Source organism: Pseudovibrio sp. Ad5 (assembly GCF_001623095.1).
Taxonomy (GTDB): Bacteria; Pseudomonadota; Alphaproteobacteria; order Rhizobiales; family Stappiaceae; genus Pseudovibrio.
Window position 1 is genome coordinate 131,813 of the sequence record NZ_LMCH01000003.1, and the last position, 19,560, is coordinate 151,372.

At 51.9% G+C, this 19,560-nt stretch carries 16 protein-coding genes; 2 read left to right on the top strand and 14 right to left on the bottom strand.

Annotated elements, in window-relative coordinates; all coding sequences use genetic code 11:
• Window positions 1-36: 36 nt before the first annotated feature.
• The 8 genes from lpdA to PsAD5_RS02015 form a co-directional block, all read right to left on the bottom strand.
• Entirely contained in the window at window positions 37-1,479 is a 1,443-nt protein-coding gene (lpdA, locus tag PsAD5_RS01980) for a dihydrolipoyl dehydrogenase (protein WP_063290880.1), read from the bottom strand.
• A 24-nt stretch (window positions 1,480-1,503) separates the two neighbouring features.
• Window positions 1,504-2,367, bottom strand: coding sequence for an N-acetylglucosaminyltransferase (locus PsAD5_RS01985; RefSeq protein WP_063290881.1), 864 nt, complete (start codon window positions 2,365-2,367; stop codon window positions 1,504-1,506).
• Window positions 2,368-2,485: 118 nt separating this feature from the next.
• Window positions 2,486-3,823, bottom strand: a complete 1,338-nt coding sequence (locus PsAD5_RS01990; RefSeq protein ID WP_063288849.1) for a pyruvate dehydrogenase complex dihydrolipoamide acetyltransferase — start codon at window positions 3,821-3,823, stop codon at window positions 2,486-2,488.
• A 16-nt stretch (window positions 3,824-3,839) separates the two neighbouring features.
• Window positions 3,840-5,225 carry a pyruvate dehydrogenase complex E1 component subunit beta gene (locus PsAD5_RS01995; protein ID WP_063290882.1) on the bottom strand — a complete coding sequence of 462 codons (1,386 nt, stop codon included), beginning with the start codon at window positions 5,223-5,225 and terminating at the stop codon, window positions 3,840-3,842.
• Window positions 5,226-5,242: 17 nt separating this feature from the next.
• The gene (pdhA, locus tag PsAD5_RS02000) at window positions 5,243-6,226 is read right to left on the bottom strand and encodes a pyruvate dehydrogenase (acetyl-transferring) E1 component subunit alpha (protein ID WP_446737477.1); all 984 of its coding nucleotides are present in this window, start codon (window positions 6,224-6,226) and stop codon (window positions 5,243-5,245) included.
• A gap of 251 nt (window positions 6,227-6,477) precedes the next feature.
• Window positions 6,478-6,744: an FtsB family cell division protein gene (locus tag PsAD5_RS02005; RefSeq protein ID WP_057466201.1), complete on the bottom strand. Its 267-nt coding sequence runs from the start codon at window positions 6,742-6,744 to the stop codon at window positions 6,478-6,480.
• 255 nt (window positions 6,745-6,999) lie between these two features.
• Window positions 7,000-10,488, bottom strand: a complete 3,489-nt coding sequence (gene mfd / locus PsAD5_RS02010; RefSeq protein WP_063290884.1) for a transcription-repair coupling factor — start codon at window positions 10,486-10,488, stop codon at window positions 7,000-7,002.
• A gap of 83 nt (window positions 10,489-10,571) precedes the next feature.
• Entirely contained in the window at window positions 10,572-10,877 is a 306-nt protein-coding gene (locus tag PsAD5_RS02015; RefSeq protein ID WP_057466199.1) for an FAD assembly factor SdhE, read from the bottom strand.
• Window positions 10,878-11,054: 177 nt separating this feature from the next.
• On the opposite strand from PsAD5_RS02015, the gene recG reads away from it, so the two are divergent.
• Window positions 11,055-13,157 (top strand): ATP-dependent DNA helicase RecG, encoded by a 2,103-nt coding sequence (gene recG / locus PsAD5_RS02020; protein ID WP_063290885.1) that lies wholly within the window; start codon window positions 11,055-11,057, stop codon window positions 13,155-13,157.
• Between the two features lies 1 nt (window position 13,158).
• On the opposite strand, the gene PsAD5_RS02025 is transcribed toward recG, so the two are convergent.
• Window positions 13,159-13,908: a DUF502 domain-containing protein gene (locus tag PsAD5_RS02025; RefSeq protein ID WP_063290907.1), complete on the bottom strand. Its 750-nt coding sequence runs from the start codon at window positions 13,906-13,908 to the stop codon at window positions 13,159-13,161.
• Between the two features lie 279 nt (window positions 13,909-14,187).
• Between PsAD5_RS02025 and PsAD5_RS02030 the strand changes: the two genes are divergently transcribed.
• The gene (locus PsAD5_RS02030; RefSeq protein WP_057466196.1) at window positions 14,188-14,541 is read left to right on the top strand and encodes a YbaN family protein; all 354 of its coding nucleotides are present in this window, start codon (window positions 14,188-14,190) and stop codon (window positions 14,539-14,541) included.
• 359 nt (window positions 14,542-14,900) lie between these two features.
• Here the strand turns inward: PsAD5_RS02030 and PsAD5_RS02035 are convergent, their stop codons facing one another.
• The 5 genes from PsAD5_RS02035 to PsAD5_RS02055 are packed head-to-tail and all read right to left on the bottom strand — an operon-like array spanning window position 14,901 to window position 19,469.
• On the bottom strand, window positions 14,901-15,812 hold the full coding sequence (locus PsAD5_RS02035) for a TauD/TfdA dioxygenase family protein (RefSeq protein ID WP_063290886.1): 912 nt from the start codon (window positions 15,810-15,812) through the stop codon (window positions 14,901-14,903).
• A gap of 23 nt (window positions 15,813-15,835) precedes the next feature.
• Window positions 15,836-16,474, bottom strand: coding sequence for a hypothetical protein (locus tag PsAD5_RS02040; RefSeq protein ID WP_063290887.1), 639 nt, complete (start codon window positions 16,472-16,474; stop codon window positions 15,836-15,838).
• Complete coding sequence (locus PsAD5_RS02045) at window positions 16,461-17,174, bottom strand: hypothetical protein (protein WP_206599634.1); 714 nt, start codon at window positions 17,172-17,174, stop codon at window positions 16,461-16,463. Before PsAD5_RS02045 ends, PsAD5_RS02040 begins: the two co-directional genes overlap by 14 nt.
• A complete protein-coding gene (locus tag PsAD5_RS02050) occupies window positions 17,143-18,189 on the bottom strand; it encodes a GSCFA domain-containing protein (protein WP_063290888.1) in 1,047 nt (348 codons plus the stop codon). Before PsAD5_RS02050 ends, PsAD5_RS02045 begins: the two co-directional genes overlap by 32 nt.
• A gap of 35 nt (window positions 18,190-18,224) precedes the next feature.
• Window positions 18,225-19,469 (bottom strand): MFS transporter, encoded by a 1,245-nt coding sequence (locus PsAD5_RS02055; RefSeq protein WP_063290889.1) that lies wholly within the window; start codon window positions 19,467-19,469, stop codon window positions 18,225-18,227.
• Window positions 19,470-19,560 lie beyond the last annotated feature (91 nt).

The following is a 19,560-nucleotide window of genomic DNA, read 5'->3' on the forward strand; positions in this document are numbered from 1 at the left end:
CTCTCACTGGTAAAATTCCAGTGAGAGGGAATTGATTTACATATTTAGAGCGCGTCCGTAGGCGTCAAGCACACTTTCCTTCATCATTTCGGAAAGGGTCGGATGCGGGAAGACAGTGTGCATCAGCTCTTCTTCGGTGGTCTCAAGACCCATGGCAACAACGAAGCCCTGAATGAGCTCGGTCACTTCTGCGCCAACCATATGCGCACCAAGCAGCTGACCGGTCTTCTTGTCAAAGATCGTCTTGACCAGACCTTCAGGCTCGCCAAGAGCAATCGCTTTACCGTTACCCATGAACGGGAACCGGCCAACGCGCAGCTCATAACCAGCATCTTTCGCACGCTGCTCAGTCAGACCGACAGAAGCCACCTGCGGGTTACAGTAGGTACAACCCGGAATCTGCTCGCTCTTCATCGGGTGAACATCAAGGCCGGAGATCTTCTCAATGCAGATCACGCCTTCATGCTCAGCCTTGTGCGCCAGCATTGGAGGACCAGCAACGTCACCAATCGCATAAACGCCAGGAACGTTGGTGCGGCTGAAGCCGTCAGTCGCGATGCAGCCGCGGCCTGTCTTGATGCCAAGCGCTTCAAGGCCAAGGTTCTCGATGTTACCAACAACGCCAACAGCGGAGATCAGCTTCTCAGCGGTGATTTCCTGCGTCTTGCCGTCTTTGGTCTCAACAGTCGCAGTCACCTGACCGCCACCCTTAACAACCTTGGAAACCTTCGCTTCCATCACAAACTTGATGCCCTGCTTCTCCATCTGTTTTTTCGCAATCGCGGAGATTTCAGGATCTTCAACCGGCATAATGGTCGACATCATTTCAACAACGGTCACGTCAACGCCCATTGTCTTATAGAAAGATGCAAACTCGATACCGATCGCGCCGGAACCCATCACAACAATGGATTTAGGCATTTTTTCTGGAACCATCGCTTCGAAATAGGTCCAGATGTTTTCTTTGTCAGGCTCAAGACCCGGAATGACGCGCGGCTTCGCACCAGTTGCAACAATAACGTGCTTGGCGGAATAAGTGCCGTGGCCCTTCACACCCTTAGGTGTTGGGTGCTGTGGCTGCATAGCGTCTTTGGAGGAAGGCCCAACAGAGATCTCACCCGGCTTGGTGAGCTTAGCCTCACCCCAGATGATGTCGACCTTGTTCTTCTTCATCAGGAAGCCGATGCCGCCATTGAGCTGACCGGAAACACCACGGGAGCGCTTCACAACAGCAGAAGCGTCAAAGCTCACGCCTTCAGCAGAAAGACCGTAGTCTTTGCCGTGCTGCATGTAATGGTAGATCTCAGCAGAACGCAGCAGCGCTTTGGTTGGGATACAGCCCCAGTTCAGGCAGATACCGCCCATATGTTCACGCTCGACAATCGCGGTCTTGAAACCAAGCTGCGCGGAGCGGATTGCGGTTACATAGCCACCAGGACCAGAACCAATGATAATCACGTCGTAGGCGTTGCCACTCATCTCTTTAACCTCGCCAAATCGGCATCAAGGAGCTTGAGGCTCCACATAAAGGTGGGAGAACTTCGAAAAATTCTCCAAAACGTAGTCGGGCAGTTCTCCGCTGTCCTTAGCGATCAGCTTTCCTCTGCCATCACCCGCATCCAGACGGTCCAGCGTTCTTTGCGCACGGCCCAGATAGGCATCATTCATGTGTTCGGTGTGCGAGTAAGCCTCAAGTTTTGTCACCACCTTGTCCATGTCCCCCAAAAAGCTGAAGTGCCAGCTGGAAGACCTGATCAGTTGACGTCGCATAAGCCGGCTGTGCCGTGTAAGAGCTTTCCATTGCCACAAAGCAGCCTCGAGAACAGGAGAGAGGCTTTTGCTTTGATAAGCTCGCTCACGCCGCAAAGCCTGAGCACCTTTGAAAAACATCGCGCTGATCATTCGCGGGCACGAGGTAAAATCCGAGACATCGTCTTTGAAATTCAGTCTGTATCGGAAAATATCTGCGCCAAAGAATGTCAGGCTTTTACAGCTCCTGGGGTCATTTTTCGCTCTGAGCAGCGCCTCCGGCTTTGGAATTTCATCCACGTCGGAAACAACGATCAGATCTTTCACCGCAAGATCTTTAAGGCCGCGTTCTATGCAATCGCGTTGGTGGTACTCCCTCGACCAGGCGTTCTGCGGTGCCTCTGGCATGTCCTCGACAATGATATGCCGGATCTTGCTCAAAAACGGTGCAAACCGCGACTTGTTATCAGCAAAATAGAGAGGCTTTTCGTGTCCGGTAAAGGTCTTGGTGGCCTCTACAAGAATGAACTCATCCACCACATCGAAAAGTTCGCCCAAACGAATTTCCAGGGTATCGAGTTCGTTGAAAAACGTGAAGCCATCGACAACTTTGACCATATCATACGGTCTCCTTGCTCAAACGGTCTTCAGCTTACTCCACTCTATTTGCTCACACCTACCACTTGGATTTACCGGCAGAAAAGCAGGGGCTCCTGTTTCTGCCGGTAAGTCCTGATTAAACCAGCATGGACATCGGGTTTTCGATGTAGCCTTTGAAGGCCTGCAGAAGCTCTGCACCCAGCGCACCATCCACCGCGCGGTGGTCAGTGGAAAGGGTCACAGACATCACAGTCGCAGGCACGATTTCATCGCCCTTCACAACTGGACGCTTCTGACCAGCACCAACAGCAAGGATGGTTGCGTGCGGAGGATTGATCACCGCTGCAAATTCCTTGATGCCGAACATGCCAAGGTTGGAAACAGAGGTTGTTCCGCCCTGGAATTCGGTTGGAGCCAGCTTGCGCTCACGAGCACGCTTTGCCAGATCTTTCATCTCGATAGAGATGGTGGAAAGCGTTTTCTCTTCAGCGCGGCGAATGATCGGAGTGATCAGGCCACCATCGATGGAAACAGCAACACCAACGTCAGCATGCTTATGCATAACCATGCCGCTCTCAAGGTAAGATGCGTTAGCAGCTGGAATTGCTTTCAGTGCCAATGCATGCGCCTTGATGATCATGTCGTTGACAGACAGCTTGTAAGCTGGCTTGCCGTCGCCGTCCTTCGGTGCAGACGCATTGAGCTGAGCACGCAGAGCCAGCAGAGCATCCAGTTCACACTCCAGCGTCAGGTAGAAGTGTGGAACAGTCTGTTTGGATTCGGTCAAACGCTTGGCAATGATCTTACGCATGCCATCGTGAGGAACCAGCTCGTAGCTGTCTTCATCAAACAACTTCAGGGTCTGTTCATCAGATGGACCGGACGCAAGCGCAGCTTTTGGAGCCTCAGCAGCCTTCGGTGCATCCGCAGCTTTCGGAGCAGCCTCAGCCTTGCCAGTGCCAGCAGCAATCGCCGCATCAACGTCACGCTTCACAACGCGGCCATGTGGGCCGGTGCCGTTGATCAGCGCAATGTCCAGACCATTCTGTTTCGCCAGACGGCGCGCCAGAGGGGATGAGAACACGCGTTCACCAGAAGCTGCAACCGGAGCAGCAGGTGCAGGAGCTGCAACTGGTGCCGGCGCCGCTTCAGCAGCAGGTGCTGCAGGAGCCTGAGGGGCAGCAGCAGCGGCTGGTGCAGCAGGTGCTGCATCCATCGCAGAAGCGTCTTCACCCTCTTCCAGAAGGATCGCGATCGGTGCATTCACCTTCACGCCTTCAGCACCTTCAGCAACCACGATTTTACCGATGGTGCCTTCATCGACAGCTTCCACTTCCATGGTCGCTTTATCGGTTTCAATTTCTGCAATCACATCGCCTGCAGAAATCGCGTCACCTTCTTTAACCAGCCACTTGGCCAGATTGCCTTCTTCCATAGTCGGAGAAAGCGCAGGCATCAGAATATTGATTGGCATACCACTTGTCTCCCGGTTAGGCGGTGTAGGTCACAGCCTTAACAGCATCGATAACTTCCTTGGTGTTTGGCAGAGCCAGCTTCTCAAGGTTTGCTGCATATGGCATTGGAACATCTTTACCGGTCACACGCAGAACTGGCGCATCCAACCAATCGAAGGCTTCACTCTGAACCTGATAAGCAATTTCAGAGGAAACGGAACAGATCGGGAAGGCTTCTTCTACGGTCACCAGACGGCCAGTCTTACGAACGGAGGCCAGAACAGTCTCCATGTCCAGCGGACGAATGGTGCGCAGATCGATCAGCTCAACAGAAATGCCCTGCTTTGCCAGCTCATCAACAGCCTGCAGCGCGTAGGTCATGCCAATGCTCCAGGAAACCATGGTCGCATCAGTACCTTCACGAACAACCTTCGCCTTGCCGATTGGCAGAACCAGATCTTCAACATCCGGCACATCGAAGTGCTGACCGTAAAGGATCTCGTTTTCAAGGAACACAACCGGGTTCGGGTCGCGGATCGCAGCTTTCAAAAGGCCCTTCGCATCAGCAGCGGTATAAGGCTGAACAACCTTAAGGCCCGGAATGGAAGCATACCATGCAGCAAAGTCCTGAGAGTGCTGGGCACCCACACGAGCAGCCGCACCGTTTGCACCGCGGAACACCATTGGTGCACCCATCTGACCGCCAGACATGTAAAGCGTCTTGCCGGCAGAGTTGATGATGTGGTCAATCGCCTGCATTGCGAAGTTGAAGGTCATGAACTCAACGATTGGGTTCAAACCTGCCATCGCAGCGCCAACAGCAAGGCCGGTAAAGCCATGCTCGGTGATTGGAGTGTCGATCACGCGCTTTTCGCCGAACTCATCCAGGAGACCCTGAGAGATCTTATAGGCGCCCTGATACTGAGCAACTTCTTCACCCATCAGGAACACGTTCTCATTGCGGCGCATTTCTTCCGCCATCGCGTCGCGCAAAGCTTCACGAACGGTCATGCTCACCATTTTGGTGCCCGCAGGAATTTCCGGGTCAGCAGGTGCAACGCTTGTAACCGGTGCCGCAGGAGCTGCCGGTGCAGCAGGCGCGGCTGGTGCTTCAGCAGCTGCAGGAGCCGCCGGCGCAACAGGGGCAGCGCCCAGGTTGTCAGCAGCAGAGGCGTCTTCGCCCTCTTCCAGCAGAACTGCAATCGGCGCGTTCACTTTTACTTCTTCGGTGCCTTCAGCAACGAGGATCTTGCCAAGCACGCCCTCATCAACCGCTTCCACTTCCATGGTTGCTTTGTCGGTCTCGATTTCAGCAATCACGTCACCTGCAGTAACGGTGTCGCCTTCTTTCTTAAGCCACTTAGCAAGTTTGCCTTCTTCCATGGTCGGAGAAAGCGCAGGCATTAAAATTTCAACAGCCATAATGTATTATCCCGACCTTAGAGCACGATATCTGTGTAGAGCTCAGATGGATCCGGCTCAGGATCGTTCTGTGCATACTCAGCAGAAGCAGCAACAACAGCGCGCACTTCCTTATCGATAGCCTTGAGATCGTCCTCACTTGCCCATTCTTTTTCAAGAAGGCGAGCACGAACCTGTTCAATCGGGTCATGCTCAGAGCGCATCTTCTGGACTTCATCTTTACTGCGGTATTTTGCAGGGTCAGACATGGAGTGGCCACGGTAGCGGTAGGTGATCATCTCAAGGATGTAAGGACCATTGCCTTCACGGCACCATTCCATCGCATAGTCGGTCGCAGCTTTCACCGCGCGCACGTCCATACCATCAACCTGAACACCTGGAATGCCGAAGGAAGCACCGCGCTGGCTAAGGTCTGTCGTGGAAGAAGCACGTTCAATGGAGGTACCCATGCCGTACTTGTTGTTCTCAATGACGTAGATCACTGGCAGGTTCCAAAGCTTCGCCATGTTGAAGCTCTCGTAAACCTGACCCTGGTTGGCAGCACCATCGCCGAAGAACGCCATGGAAACTTTGCCGTTCTCTTTATAACGGTTCGCAAACGCAAGACCGGTACCAAGTGAAACCTGAGCACCCACGATGCCGTGTCCGCCATAGAACTCCTGTTCTTTGGAGAACATGTGCATGGAACCGCCCTTACCTTTGGACAGACCACCCTGACGACCAGTCAGTTCGGCCATCACGCCGTTCGGGTCCATGCCGCAAGCGAGCATGTGAGCATGGTCACGGTAAGAAGTGACCATCTGATCACCTTTTTCCTTGGCCATCTCCATTCCAACGACAACAGCTTCCTGGCCGATGTAAAGGTGACAGAAGCCACCGATCAGACCCATACCGTAAAGCTGACCCGCCTTTTCTTCGAAGCGACGGATAAAAAGCATTTCGCGATAAGCGTTTAGCTCTTCATCTTTGGAGAATTCTACTAGTGCAGGTACGTTTTTCATCGCACCGCGGGCTTTGGTAGCACTTTTAGCGCGACCGCCTGAAGACTTGGATTGAGTTCCAGCCATGAGCCTCGTCTCTTTGTGACGTGAATTGGTGAAAGCACACTATCTCCCATAGCGCTGAATGCCAATATGAGCAGAAACACTTGGGGATTTATCTAAGATGTTGATTTTACTGATATTTTCAAGTTAACTCAAATTAGGTTAATTCAATCAAATCAACCCAATTCAAGTTAATACACGCTGATGTTTCAGTTGCGCATGATTGCAACTTCATTCACGTGCGCCAGATTTAGGGAAGCGCGAGCCCGCTCATCCACCATGTCTGGATCAAGGCTCTCCGGGTCAAGCAACATGACACGGCGTTGTAATTGCAGGCGTTCTTCCCGCAACTCATCAAGCTCAAGTTCAAGAGCAAGAATCTCATGCTCAATCTGTGGTCGGCCCACAAGACCCAGCTTACCGTTGAGCGCATGAAATGCAAAGTAGCACAGCGCACCAATGGCAATTCCTGGCACAAGGAAATTCTTTAGATAGGAGTGTTTCCGCTGACGTGTGGTAGCTAGCACTGATTGACCTACTCATTACAAAAATGGTCACATGCCCGCACTATTTCACAACGCCCTTAACCAAGAGTTTCCGAAAACCCGGAAATCTTCTTAATTCGCAAAAACCTTTCATGTAATCGCTAAAAAACGCAAATGAACGCACATAGCAACGCAAGGCTGGGGTTTGTGTGAAACCCCAGCAAATGAGCCAATCAGGAAGGAAAATCAGGCGTTTTCCGCCAGCCGTGAGAGTTTAATCAACACAGCAGCGGTGCCCTTCAACCGGTCATCCGCAGACGGCCAGTCACGGGTCAACACCACTTTCTGATCCGGGCGGATCTTGGCGAGGATAGTTTGTTCCGCGATGTAGGATACCAGCCCCGCCGGATTGTTGAACTCGCCATTGCGGAAGGCAATCACGATGCCCTTCGGCCCAGCGTCAATCTTTTCAACGTTCGCTTTGCGGCACAGCCCCTTGATGTAGACAATCTTCAGAAGGTGTTGAACTTCCTCAGGAAGTGGCCCGAAGCGGTCAATCATCTCGGCCCCAAAGCCATCGATGTCTTCAAGCTCCATAAGGTCCGCCAGGCGGCGATAAAGCTCAAGCCGCAACTGAAGGTCCGGCACATACGTATCGGGGATAAGAACAGGCGTACCGATGGCAATTTGCGGAGACCACTTGTCCTCCTGGAAGTCCTCACCGCCAGATTTCAGCTGCGCAACCGCCTCCTCCAACATCTGCTGGTAAAGCTCAAACCCAACCTCTTTAATATGCCCGGACTGCTCTTCCCCAAGCAAATTACCCGCTCCGCGAATATCCAGATCATGTGATGCCAACTGGAAGCCAGCGCCCAAATTCTCAAGGCTTTGCAAGACTTTAAGGCGGCGTTCAGCCGTAGGTGTCAGCGTCTTGTTGGCGGGAACAGTAAACAAAGCATAAGCCCGCGTCTTGGAACGCCCCACGCGCCCACGGATCTGATAGAGCTGCGCCAGACCAAACATGTCTGAGCGGTGCACAATCAAAGTGTTCGCGTTTGGTATGTCCAACCCGGACTCCACAATTGTGGTCGCCAACAGCACATCAAACTTGCCCTCATAGAAGGCGTTCATGATGTCATCCAGCTCCCCGGCAGGCATCTGCCCATGCGCAGAAACCACTTTAACTTCAGGCACATTCTCTTCCAGGAACGCCCTCACCTCGGCAAGATCAGACACGCGCGGACACACATAAAAGCTCTGCCCCCCGCGATAGTGCTCGCGCAGCAAGCTCTCGCGGATAACCATCGGGTCAAACGGGGATATAAACGAGCGTACAGCCAAACGGTCCACTGGCGGTGTCGCAATAAGGGAAAGCTCCCGAACGCCCGTCAGTGCCAATTGTAGGGTACGAGGAATCGGGGTCGCAGAGAGGGTCAGAACGTGAACATCACTTTTCAGCTCTTTCAACCGTTCTTTATGCTTCACCCCAAAATGCTGTTCTTCATCGATAATGAGAAGACCCAGATCCCTGAAACCAATAGCTTTTCCCAGAAGTGCATGCGTTCCAATGACGACATCGACAGAGCCTTCTTTCAGCCCCTTCTTGGTCTCACTAAGCTCCTTACCGGGGACAAGTCGCGAAGCTTGGCGCACTTCAATCGGCAATCCATTAAAACGATCGGCAAAAGTCCGGTAATGCTGGCGCGCCAGCAACGTGGTCGGAACCACAATCGCCACCTGCCTCCCAGACATCGCCGCCAAAAACGCAGCTCTTAGAGCAACTTCCGTCTTACCAAAGCCCACATCACCACAGATAAGCCGGTCCATCGGACGCCCTGATGCCATGTCATCAAACACCGATTCAATGGCACTCATCTGATCATCGGTCTCATCATAAACAAACCGCGCAGAAAACTCGTCATAAGCCCCTTCAGGAGCCGTAATCGCAGGAGCAGTTCGTAACGCACGTTCTGCCGCAATCTTAATCAAGCCATCGGCAATCTCAAGAATGCGCTTCTTCATCTTGGCTTTACGGGCCTGCCATGCCCCGCCGCCAAGCTTATCTAACTGAACTTCCTGATCTTCTGAACCGTAGCGCGTCAGTAGCTCAATGTTCTCGACAGGAAGGTAAAGCTTGTCCGACCCTGCATATTGCAGCTCAAGACAGTCATGCGGCGCCCCAACAGCCTCAATGGTCTTCAGCCCGATAAACCGGCCAATACCATGCTCCACATGCACAACAAGATCACCGGGGGCCAGAGCAGAGGCCTCAGTAAGAAAATTCGCCCCTTTGGACTTGCGCCGACGCTGACGCACCAGACGGTCACCGAGGATATCCTGCTCCCCGATGAAGGCCAGATCATCAATCTCAAAGCCATGTTCCAGCCCAAGAAGGATCAATGCCGTCAGCCCAGCGGGGACCTTACCCAGCTCAGCAGAATTGCCCGCATATCCGGTCCGGTCCAGCCCATGATCGCTCAGAACCTGGGTTAACCGTTCCCGAGAACCCTCACTCCAGCAAGAAAGAACCGCCCTCTTCCCATCCTTGGCAAGAGTTGACACATGCTTGGATAGCGCATCAAAAATGTTTACATCACCCGCAGCACGTTCAGCCGCAAAGTTACGTCCCTGACGCCCCCCCATATCAATCGCAGTCTTGCCCGTGCCCGGAGGCATAGCGAACGGGGATAACTGCGCGGAGGCTCTGTCTGCCACAAATGTGCTGAACTGCGTTTCCTGAAGATAAATAGCAACTGGCGGAATAGGCTTATACGGCACACCAGAGGAAAGCGCTTTGTTGTTGAGCCCGTCCTGACGCGCACCAAAATGCTCTTCAATCTGCTCAAGGCGTTCCTTGATCATGTCCTCAGCACTGGCATCCAGCACAACTGGCGTTTCACCAATATAATCAAATAGGGTAGACAGGTTATCATGGAACAGAGGCAACCAATGCTCCATCCCCGCATAACGCCGTCCCTCACTGATGGACTGATAGAGAACATCCTCAGGCCCAGCGGCCCCAAAAGCAGTCACATAGTTACGGCGGAACCGCGAAATCGTTTCAGGATCAAGAATGATCTCGCTCATAGGAACAAGCGTTAGACCCTTCTTCTGGGCCAGCGTTCTCTGACTATCCGTATCAAAGGAACGAATGGACTCCAGCGTATCCCCGAAGAAGTCCAGACGCACAGGCTCTTTGGTTGCCGGAGAAAACAGGTCAATAATGCCGCCGCGCACCGCATATTCCCCGGTTTCACGCACTGTTGGCGTGCGGGCAAAGCCGTTGACTTCCAGCCACTTAACGATCTTGTCAGGGTTGATACGGTTGCCCGGCATAAACGAGAGAATATGGTTGGCAGTCCATTCACGAACAGGCATCCGCTGCAAAGCCGCGTTCACTGTTGTGATCAGAACAAACTTTTTTTTCTTCGGCAGTCCCTTTGCCAACCGAAGCAACGTCAGCAATCTGCGCGCAACAATCGCTCCATGAGGCGAAACACGGTCATACGGCAAGCAATCCCATGCAGGCAGCTGAAGCACTTCCACATCAGGCGCAAAGAACCCCAGAGCCTCTGTCAGCGCCGCCATACGGGTTGCATCCCGCGCAACATAAGTCAGCGCAAGGCCGCCCTCCTCAACTTCAGCAAGCACCTTTGAAAGCACGTAGGATTCTGCTCCATCAGGAACGGAAGCAAGCGTGATGTTTTCACTTTTTTTGAGCAAACTTTCAAACACGGGAGGGGCAACCTTATTATTTCAAATCGTCGGCGGGCAATAACAGACATCTGATCTACAGCCAATCAGATACAACAGCGCAATCAGCTTCCAGCCTTGTCCTTGTAGTAATCGAGGATCTTGCGAAACAGATCTGTGTTCGCTTCATCGGGGACTGGTTTCGTGCCAATAAACCATGAGAAGAGATCCTGATCATGATGCTGCAAAAACACTTCCAGCTCATCCAACTCTTCATCACTCATCTGAACAATATGCTTTTCAACGTAGCCGCCAAGCATGATGTCCATTTCCTTCATGCCACGATGGTGACAGCGGAAAATGATACGTTTACGGCGGTTATCCAGCCCGGTGTTCTCGTTTTGATCTTCGCTCTGCGCACTCTGATCCATCGTCGTTTCCTTAGAAGGTCGCTGATCCTTGTCACTATCTGCAAATAGATAGGGCCAAAATGTTTCGCCTGTATACAACCCTTATTTTCATCTGTCAGTGTTTTCTTAAGGGCGTTGCACAAATCACAGGAACATGGCACAGATCAGATCTGCTGTTCACGTTCTGGTCTATATGGTATGCGCCCTACTCGCCTTGATCCTCTTTTCGCTTCGGTCACCAAACTTCCGGGTATCGGCCCCAAGATTGCAAAGACCATAACAAACCTGCTTGTCGGCAGCCCGGACCGCGACGCCCGCATTTCCGATCTGCTCTTCCATGTTCCGGTAAATGTTATCGACCGACGCTTGCGCCCAGGTGTCTCCGGCTCCCCCGAAGGGGAAATCGTGACGCTTGTGCTCCACATAGACCAGCACCGCGCACCTCCACGCGGCAGCCGTGCTCCCTATAAGGTTCTCGCGCATGATGAAACCGGAGCCATTGAGCTGGTATTCTTCCACGCACGCGGCGATTTTTTGCATCGCACGCTGCCCGAGGGCGAGAAGCGCATCGTCTCTGGCAAGGTCGAATGGTTTAACGACCGCGCCCAAATGGTGCACCCAGATCACATGGTCTCTGAGGAAGAAGCTGAAAATCTGCCACTCGTAGAGCCAGTTTACCCAATGACAGCGGGCCTTGCCTCCAAAACGCTCCAACGTGCAATGGGCACCGCTCTTGAATTTCTCCCGCAAATGCCTGAGTGGCAAAATCAGCCCTTCATAGAACAACGCGATTTCCCGCCGTTTGATGTTGCCTTGCGGTCCATACATAAACCAGAAGATGCCAGAGATCTGGCACCAGAAGGCAAAGCCCGCGAACGCCTCGCTTACGATGAGTTTCTGGCAAACCAGCTAGCCCTTGCTCTTGTACGCAACTCTCTGCGCCACATGGGTGGTAAAGCCCGCAAAGGAGACGGCACGTTACGCCGAAAGATCCTTGCAGCACTCCCGTTCGAACTCACAGACGGTCAGGAAGAGGCACTGAAAGAGATCTTCGCGGATCTGGAAGAACCAACCCGCATGCTGAGACTACTACAGGGCGATGTTGGCTCAGGTAAAACGGTCGTCGGCCTCCTGGCAATGGCAGCAGTTATCGAGACAGGCGCTCAAGCCGCTATGATGGCCCCAACAGACATTCTGGCCCGCCAGCACTACGCCTCCATGAAACCCCTCTGCGATGCAGCAGGCATCCGCACTGCCGTTTTGTCAGGTAAAGACACTGCCAAAACAAAACGTAAGATTGGAGAAGCGCTGGAAGCTGGTGAAATCGACCTTATCGTCGGCACCCATGCGCTCTTCCAGTCAACGGTCAACTTCCAAGACCTTGGCATCACCATCGTAGACGAGCAACACCGCTTTGGTGTCCACCAGCGACTAGCTCTGTCCTCCAAAGGCGCCCACGTGGATGTGCTTGTGATGACAGCAACACCAATCCCACGCACGCTGGTCCTCTCTTACTTCGGCGATATGGACGTCTCCCGCCTGACCGACAAGCCAAAAGGCCGTCAGGAAATCAAAACAGTCTCCATATCCCTGGATCGCATTGGTGAAATTGTTGACCGCCTGAAAGTCATGATTACACAGGGACAGAAGATTTATTGGGTCTGCCCTCTGGTGGAAGAGTCTGAAAAGATCGATCTTGCCGCTGCCGAAGAGCGCTTCAACGACCTGCAGAACGCACTCGGCCCGGTTGTCGCTCTTGTACATGGACGTCAGAAGGCCGATGAAAAACAAGCCGCCATGGATGCCTTCAAAAATGGTGACGCGCGCGTACTTGTGGCAACCACTGTGATCGAAGTTGGCGTTGACGTCCCGGACGCAACCATCATCGTGATTGAACACGCCGAACGCTTCGGTCTTGCGCAGCTACATCAGCTCAGAGGACGCGTTGGCCGTGGAAGTCTAGCCTCTTCATGCCTGCTCCTCTTCAAAGCCCCTCTTAATGAGACGGCAGCGTCCCGCCTCAACATCCTGCGCCAAACCAATGACGGCTTTCTCATTGCAGAGGAAGATCTGCGCCTGCGCGGCGAAGGTGAGCTCCTGGGCACTCGTCAGTCCGGTACACCGGGCTTCCGGCTCGCCTCCATTGAAGACCATGCGGATTTGATGGAGATCGCTCGTGATGATGCAAAGCTTATTCTGGCAACAGATCCTGAGCTTGAATCAAAAAGAGGCGACGCCTTGCGCCACCTCCTGTATCTCTTCGCCAGAGACGAAGCTATCAAACTGCTTAGAGCGGGCTAATCTATTCAGCTGCGACGGTCTCGGGACCATCACCGCCTTTGCCAGCTTTCTTACGTTGATGTGCCTCAACAGCCTTTTTATCCTCGCCCTCTAAAAGCTTCGGGTACTCTGGGCTGACAAGACCAGCTGAAATCACCAGCTTTGCGGCATCTTCAACGCTCATAGAAAGCTCGATGATGTCATCGCGCGGCACAAACAGCAAAAAGCCTGAAGTCGGGTTCGGGGTAGTCGGCAAGAAGACAGAAACCGTATCCGCTTGTTCTTCCAGATGCGCGGCAACTTCACCCTTGGTGTCCGTGGCTAGAAACACAATCGCCCACAAACCTTTGCGCGGATACTCCACCAGCCCTGCTTTGGTAAAGTTACGCCCGCTATCATTTAAAACAGTCTCAAAAATCTGTTTCAACGCGGAATATAGGTTACGCACCAACGGCATGCGACCAAGAATGGACTCGCCAACGCTGATAAGCGAACGCCCTGCAATGTTAGCTGTCAGGAAGCCGATCACTGTGATTGCGAGCAGCGCCGCAAACAAACCAAAACCTGGAACTTCCACCGGCAGATAATTATCTGGATTGTATATGGATGGCAGGAAGGGCTTCACCCAACCATCAATCAATTGGATCAAGGACCAACTCAGGTAAAGCGTAATGCCAACCGGGCCTGTAATCACAAGGCCAGTAAAGAAATAGTTCCGCAGCCGCGTCATAAACCCAACGCGCTTCGGCTTTTTATCCCCGTCAGATCCCATCGGCCAAACTTTCATAATTCGGGAACCTTCCGCTTTATATCAGCGACAAGGCGCAGGTATATCCGTGCTTCTTTACGAACTAGTGTATTTTGTCGGTTTTGCAAGTTCCTCTTGAAAAAGAATTCATGCATCTCATCTAAGAGGGTGGATATGTTAGCCATGGTCGCCGGTTGATGCGCCAATAGCCAAACTCCCACTATTGTCAGCACTCACCAACACGGCGTATAAGGCATATCATGCTTGCCGGAAGTGGAGCTCTCTGTGAAGAAGCTATTCTATATGACGCTTGGATTAGCCCTTGTGGCCACAGGGATTGTTGGCATCTTTTTGCCATTGCTGCCGACAACGATTTTCTTCATCCTTGCAGCAGGTTGCTTTGCAAAGTCCAACCCGCGCCTGGAAAACTGGATCCTGACACATCCAAAGATCGGACCAAGTGTCATCCAGTGGCAGGAACATAAAGTCATTCCCAAAAGAGCAAAGTTTTTTGCCTTCACAGGCCTTATCTTTGGCTACCTGATGTTCCTGAAAATGTCTCACCCAACAATCCTGCTCGCCGTAGCAGTCGCCCTCATGATGTGCGCCATAGCCGCCTACATAGCCAGCCGCCCCTCCAAACCCCTGGCCACTTGAAAGCCTCGACCTCAGCCTCGTAGAAGAGGTTCTGAAACCACATCTCCTAAACCCAAAAACACGGAACAATAAATCCCGCGCTTTTGTAGGAACGTTTATGGCGCAATAGACCATAACTACACCTTCAGGTATCTCCATAATAAGTTGATGCTGGCTGTCGGGAGAATATGCTGAGTACCTTAGCTGGCAATCACTCACAGACCATTGTTGTCGACTTGAGTATCCCACTTGATCAGCCCAGCGGCTAGCGACCATTGAACAAGGGACTTCTCAAGTGTGACATTTCACATGGAGAGTATACCTACCATTAATCTCGCTTTTCCCCCTGATAATGCAAACAAAATCGTGTTGCGTGGTACTCAGTCTGCTAACTCCATCTCCCTCGTGATCTGATGAGGTGCTGCGGCGGCTGGTTGAGTGCCTAAAACAGTCACGCGTTCGCCAAAGCGCGAGTATGGGTAGTAATCCCAGACTGCACGATGCTGCGTGCAGCGATTATCCCAAAATACCAATGTGCCCGGTTCCCACCGTATACGGCAATTCAATGCCTGCTCGCGTTCAACGAGTTGAAAGAGCATGCTCAAAATGGCATCACTCTCATCCTCGGATAAACTTGGGATATGCGTTGTAAAACCTGAGTTTACAAAAAGCATTGGCTTGCCTGTCTCAGGGTGCTTCGCAACTATTGGGTGCTCAGTTTTAGGTAGCCCTTCTGGTGGCGTAAAGCCCTTCCAAGGCACGGCTCCATCGTGAACTGCGGTGAGCCCAAGTAAGAACTCTTTCATCACAGGCGACAGCATCTCATAAGCCAGATGCATGTTCGCGAACAAGGTATCCCCACCGCATCCAAGCTCGGGTGTCTCATGCATGTACAACATCGAGCTATGCGAAGGGGCAGGATCAGCTGTGCCATCTGTATGCCAAACCTCTCCTGCTACAAATCGAGATTTCTTACCGGCACGGATTAAGACAATCTCTGGATCATCACCATCAATATCACTCAGTGGAAGAGCACGCAGTGTACCAAACTGCCGAGCAAATTCCTTCTGTTGGTCTTTGGTGAGTTTTTGATTGCGGAACACCAGGACGTGGTTTTCAAGAAAGGCACGGTGGATCTCAGCAAACTGCTCTTTGCTTACGCCTTCAGATAAATTTACTCCACAAACTTCAGCGCCAATGACCGGTGTAAGGCGGTCCAGCTGAATATGCCGGTAGGTTTCTCGAGGCGCTGCCGCAATACTTTCAATAGCTGTCAGAGCATGTTCGTGCATGAAGTTCTCTCCCTGGAAAATAGTTAAGCAATAGTTTGGAGGTCTCTAACGAGGCGTAGCAAAGCTTCACAGTAACGCCTCTCCAATTCACCAAATGCATGAGCACACGCAAAGGCATAGGCCGAAGCTTTAAACAGGCTGAGGAGAGCAGTCGTATCTGCCCCCTGCAGCGAGCCATCAGTAAACAGTTTGGCGTTTATGTTGGAATGAACTTGCGCATTTGCCCGAGCAAACGCCCTTGTGTTGGCTTCGCTGTTTAAAGTGCCATAATAATCAGCATAAGCTTCCGCAGAGCCAAACTCGCTCTCGATCATATCTTTATTGCCCGCGGCAAACTCAAGCGCACTGGAGTGTGAAACGCGGTAGGTTTTCTCCGCAACGAACGCAAGGCGAAACAGGACTAAGTAAGCATCTTCTAACGCGTCGAGCCAATGCTCTAAAACTGGCATATCCCCTATCGCTGCTTTGCCATGCAAATCTTTGAGGCATTCCAGCTCACGGGTGCTCTCCCCACGCATCTGTGCTGCTTCAACTCCAAGCACCAGGACTGTTCGCCCCATGTACGCATGGAGTCTCTGAACCGTACCATCGGTCAACAAAGACACGATACAACTCGCCAGATCAGCCTCAATGTGTATTTGCTCCAAATCACGCACCAACATGAGCTGATATCCTCTGACTGGAAAACGCATTCAAAATAGCCTGACCAAATGCAGTATTCCCGTGAATTGGGTCATTTTCCTGCGAGAAGTCTTCGTTCTGTAATTTATCGAAACCCGTAGTACCATCGCGAACGTCCAGAACCGGAAGGCCCAAGCGTTCTGCTTCTGCAATCATCACGTTTTGCGTTGCCTGGAAAACACTTGGCTCTGAAGTCTCAGGTACTTTCTGGGGAGGAAGAACGGCAATCACCTCAACTCCCATTTTGAGAACGGTGCGGTAGAAATCCAAAGCGCCCTGTACCATGGCACAGATAAGGCCATGAAACAGAGGGCCTTCCAGAAAGGCTGATGGCAGCGTTCCGTCAACCTCCCTGTATATCTCCCAGTTTTCAGTGGTTGCGTAAAAATGCAGCGCAAAGCCGAAAGTGCAGAGCAGTGGAACCTTTACATTCTGCAGCGAATTTGCATCGAGTTCCTCCAGAAAAGACCGATACATTTCATTGGCATAGCCACTTCGAAAAACTGGATCTTCGTTATTCCAGTCAACAAAAGGAGCTGTGAACTCGCGCCCTGCCCCGATAGGACCACCAACGAACGGGATCCCAGCTTCTTTGGCCGCACGCCCAATTGCGCCAGCGTGGGAGTCTCCTAACAACAAGAACTGAATGTCATTTGTAATAGTCGAGTAGTTCTTCTTCACAGATGATATCCTCAGTTGGCAGGAGTGATTGCGTGCTGACGTCTGAATGGCCTTGCTGCATCTGATCAGCAGAAGAAATGCCATTAAAGAAATGACCCATTACAAATCGGACGCCAGTTGGTGTGATCGTGCGCTTGTTGGGGTTGTAAAACACTCCATTCATGGGAGGAGAAGCAACCAGTTCGTAAGAGGGAAAGTACTCGACGTTCTTATTGGAGGCTTCCAACTGCCCTGCCACAGCTCTCAGAACAGACTTGGTATAGGTGGAGGCTGTTAGCACATGATGCGTCGTGAATGTCGCCGTGACCGGAACCGGTGAAACGGTAAACACCAGACGCAGGTTGGGATTGTGTCTTCCTATAAGATCGATACATTTTTGAAAATCAGAGAGTATTTCTGCAAAGGCAAAATTATGCGCTTTATGCAATCTTTCATCAAATCGGCCTTTCACTGTGCCAGGGCACATGGGATAGACAACATCTGTTGCCGTATTGAGCCAGGCCTCTGTCAAACCCATAGTGAACACGAACAGATCAGCAGAGCTTACTGCTTTGCGAATAGCTGCAAGGGTGTCTTCACGTGATGCCCACATGGCTTGAGGGCTTTCAAAGCCATCTGGGGAAATATTGGGCCGGAATGGATCGAAGTACCGTTCTCCATTATTCCAAGTCTCTTTAGACTGGGGGACTTCATCAAAAGCCCATTGGAGCCATTGCAACAACAAACGTGCAGTATAGATGTTTCCTGTTCTGAATGAGAAAACGCCATAGTTGTGATCAAGGGCTTCCCGAGCGCTTAAACCGTCAGGTGCTTGCTCTGCATTGTACCAGTTCATCCCTCGCCGCTGCAGTTCTTTGCCCATGTTCTGAGAGAAACAAGACCCGGCAGTTATTATAGCCGCATCTTTCTGTATCTGAAACTTCGGGGTCCAGACCTGCGAGATCGAGAAATAGTCTCGCTCTGCGACCGATGGGCGCCAGAATTTGTTGGCAGCCAGCGAACTGTACGGGTTCATTTCACACCACTCCTCACATGAGATGGGTCAGCGGTTCAGCTGGCCTGCTCCGCAATTTCTTCTCTTTGTCTGGTTGCACTGAGCAGCCGGAAACCCAGGTAAGCAACCGGTACGCACATTATCGCAGATGTGAGGAACAATGGCCCTCCGCCGATGTGTTCAATCACCATTGCTGCAGCAAATGGCACCGCAGCAGCGCCCGCATTGGAAAGCATATAAAGGCCCATATAGCTGTTCCTGAGACGCACAGGAGCGGTGCGATCCACCACTGTGGCAAACAAAGGCATGGCGATAATTTCCGCCAATGTCGCAAGTGCTATCGCAACAAGCCACAGCTCCCTTATTTCAGAGCGATTGGAAGCAATCACCAGCAGACCAAGCATCAGGAAAAAGAAAGCAGCCAGAATGGCCTTGTGTTCTTCAAGCTCAACCAGCCACTTCATCAAGAACAGATGGACGATCAAAACGACGCTCGTGTTGGTAACGTTGATCGAGGCAATAATCCCATTGATGTCAGGCGTTTCGAGAGACATCAGGAAAAATGTGAGGGGCTCATCTATTTGTGCGTACAGGATGACCAGGAAGAAATTTGAGATAAACAGTGTCAGAAAAAGACGATCCACTACGGCTGTTTTTAACAGTGTCGAAACCGGCATTTCCTCCCTGTCTGAGACAATAACGCTTGGCGCGACACTTTTCATTATGCAGAGCACGAGAACAGCGTACGCCACCGCACCTGCCAGAAAAGCGAAGTTTGAGTTTTGGTTTGCAAACCATAGCCCGCACAAAGGCCCTAACGCACCTGCTATATTGACCAGATAGTAACGTATGTGAAACAGCAGTGGTCGGTCTTCATCCTTCGTTGCGCAATCCCCCAATGCAGATCGTAAAAGCGGCTCGAGTGCACCATTGGCAACGGACATGCCCACGATGACCACAAAATAGATCTGCTCGTCCCTGCCAAACGCCAGAACGCAATAGAGCCCTAAGATGCTTAAAGCACTGATCAGCATGATCGCGCGACGATTCAACTTGTCCGCTATAATCCCACTTACAGGCGAAGCAATAAGCGCAGCAAACGCCGACAGCGAAAAAACCACCCCAAGTTCGGCAATAGAGGTTCCGAAGTTTCGTGCCATGAGTACCGCGAAGAAAGGCCAGATCATGAACGATGCAAAGCGTGCGCAAAAGGTGCCAACCAGGATAGTTTTTGCTGGTCTCGGAAGTACCCAGAACTGACGCAGAAATGATTGCCGGTGACTTGGTACGGGCATGAACATAAAACCTGCTCGTTAATGAAGACGTTCGGCGCGGAAATTGCGCAGCGAATTAGTTGTAATAGAAAACTTCACAATTATTACTCGACCAGCC

Coding starts and splice junctions, on each gene's coding strand:
- PsAD5_RS02035 (WP_063290886.1), bottom strand. CDS start 15,812: ATGCACGAACATGCTCTGACAGCTATTGAAAGTATTGCGGCAGCGCCT.
- PsAD5_RS01990 (WP_063288849.1), bottom strand. CDS start 3,823: ATGCCAATCAATATTCTGATGCCTGCGCTTTCTCCGACTATGGAAGAA.
- PsAD5_RS01985 (WP_063290881.1), bottom strand. CDS start 2,367: ATGGTCAAAGTTGTCGATGGCTTCACGTTTTTCAACGAACTCGATACC.
- PsAD5_RS02015 (WP_057466199.1), bottom strand. CDS start 10,877: ATGGATCAGAGTGCGCAGAGCGAAGATCAAAACGAGAACACCGGGCTG.
- PsAD5_RS02025 (WP_063290907.1), bottom strand. CDS start 13,908: ATGGGATCTGACGGGGATAAAAAGCCGAAGCGCGTTGGGTTTATGACG.
- PsAD5_RS02040 (WP_063290887.1), bottom strand. CDS start 16,474: ATGTTGGTGCGTGATTTGGAGCAAATACACATTGAGGCTGATCTGGCG.
- lpdA (WP_063290880.1), bottom strand. CDS start 1,479: ATGAGTGGCAACGCCTACGACGTGATTATCATTGGTTCTGGTCCTGGT.
- PsAD5_RS02055 (WP_063290889.1), bottom strand. CDS start 19,469: ATGTTCATGCCCGTACCAAGTCACCGGCAATCATTTCTGCGTCAGTTC.
- pdhA (WP_446737477.1), bottom strand. CDS start 6,226: ATGAAAAACGTACCTGCACTAGTAGAATTCTCCAAAGATGAAGAGCTA.
- PsAD5_RS01995 (WP_063290882.1), bottom strand. CDS start 5,225: ATGGCTGTTGAAATTTTAATGCCTGCGCTTTCTCCGACCATGGAAGAA.
- PsAD5_RS02050 (WP_063290888.1), bottom strand. CDS start 18,189: ATGAACCCGTACAGTTCGCTGGCTGCCAACAAATTCTGGCGCCCATCG.
- PsAD5_RS02030 (WP_057466196.1), top strand. CDS start 14,188: ATGACGCTTGGATTAGCCCTTGTGGCCACAGGGATTGTTGGCATCTTT.
- recG (WP_063290885.1), top strand. CDS start 11,055: ATGCGCCCTACTCGCCTTGATCCTCTTTTCGCTTCGGTCACCAAACTT.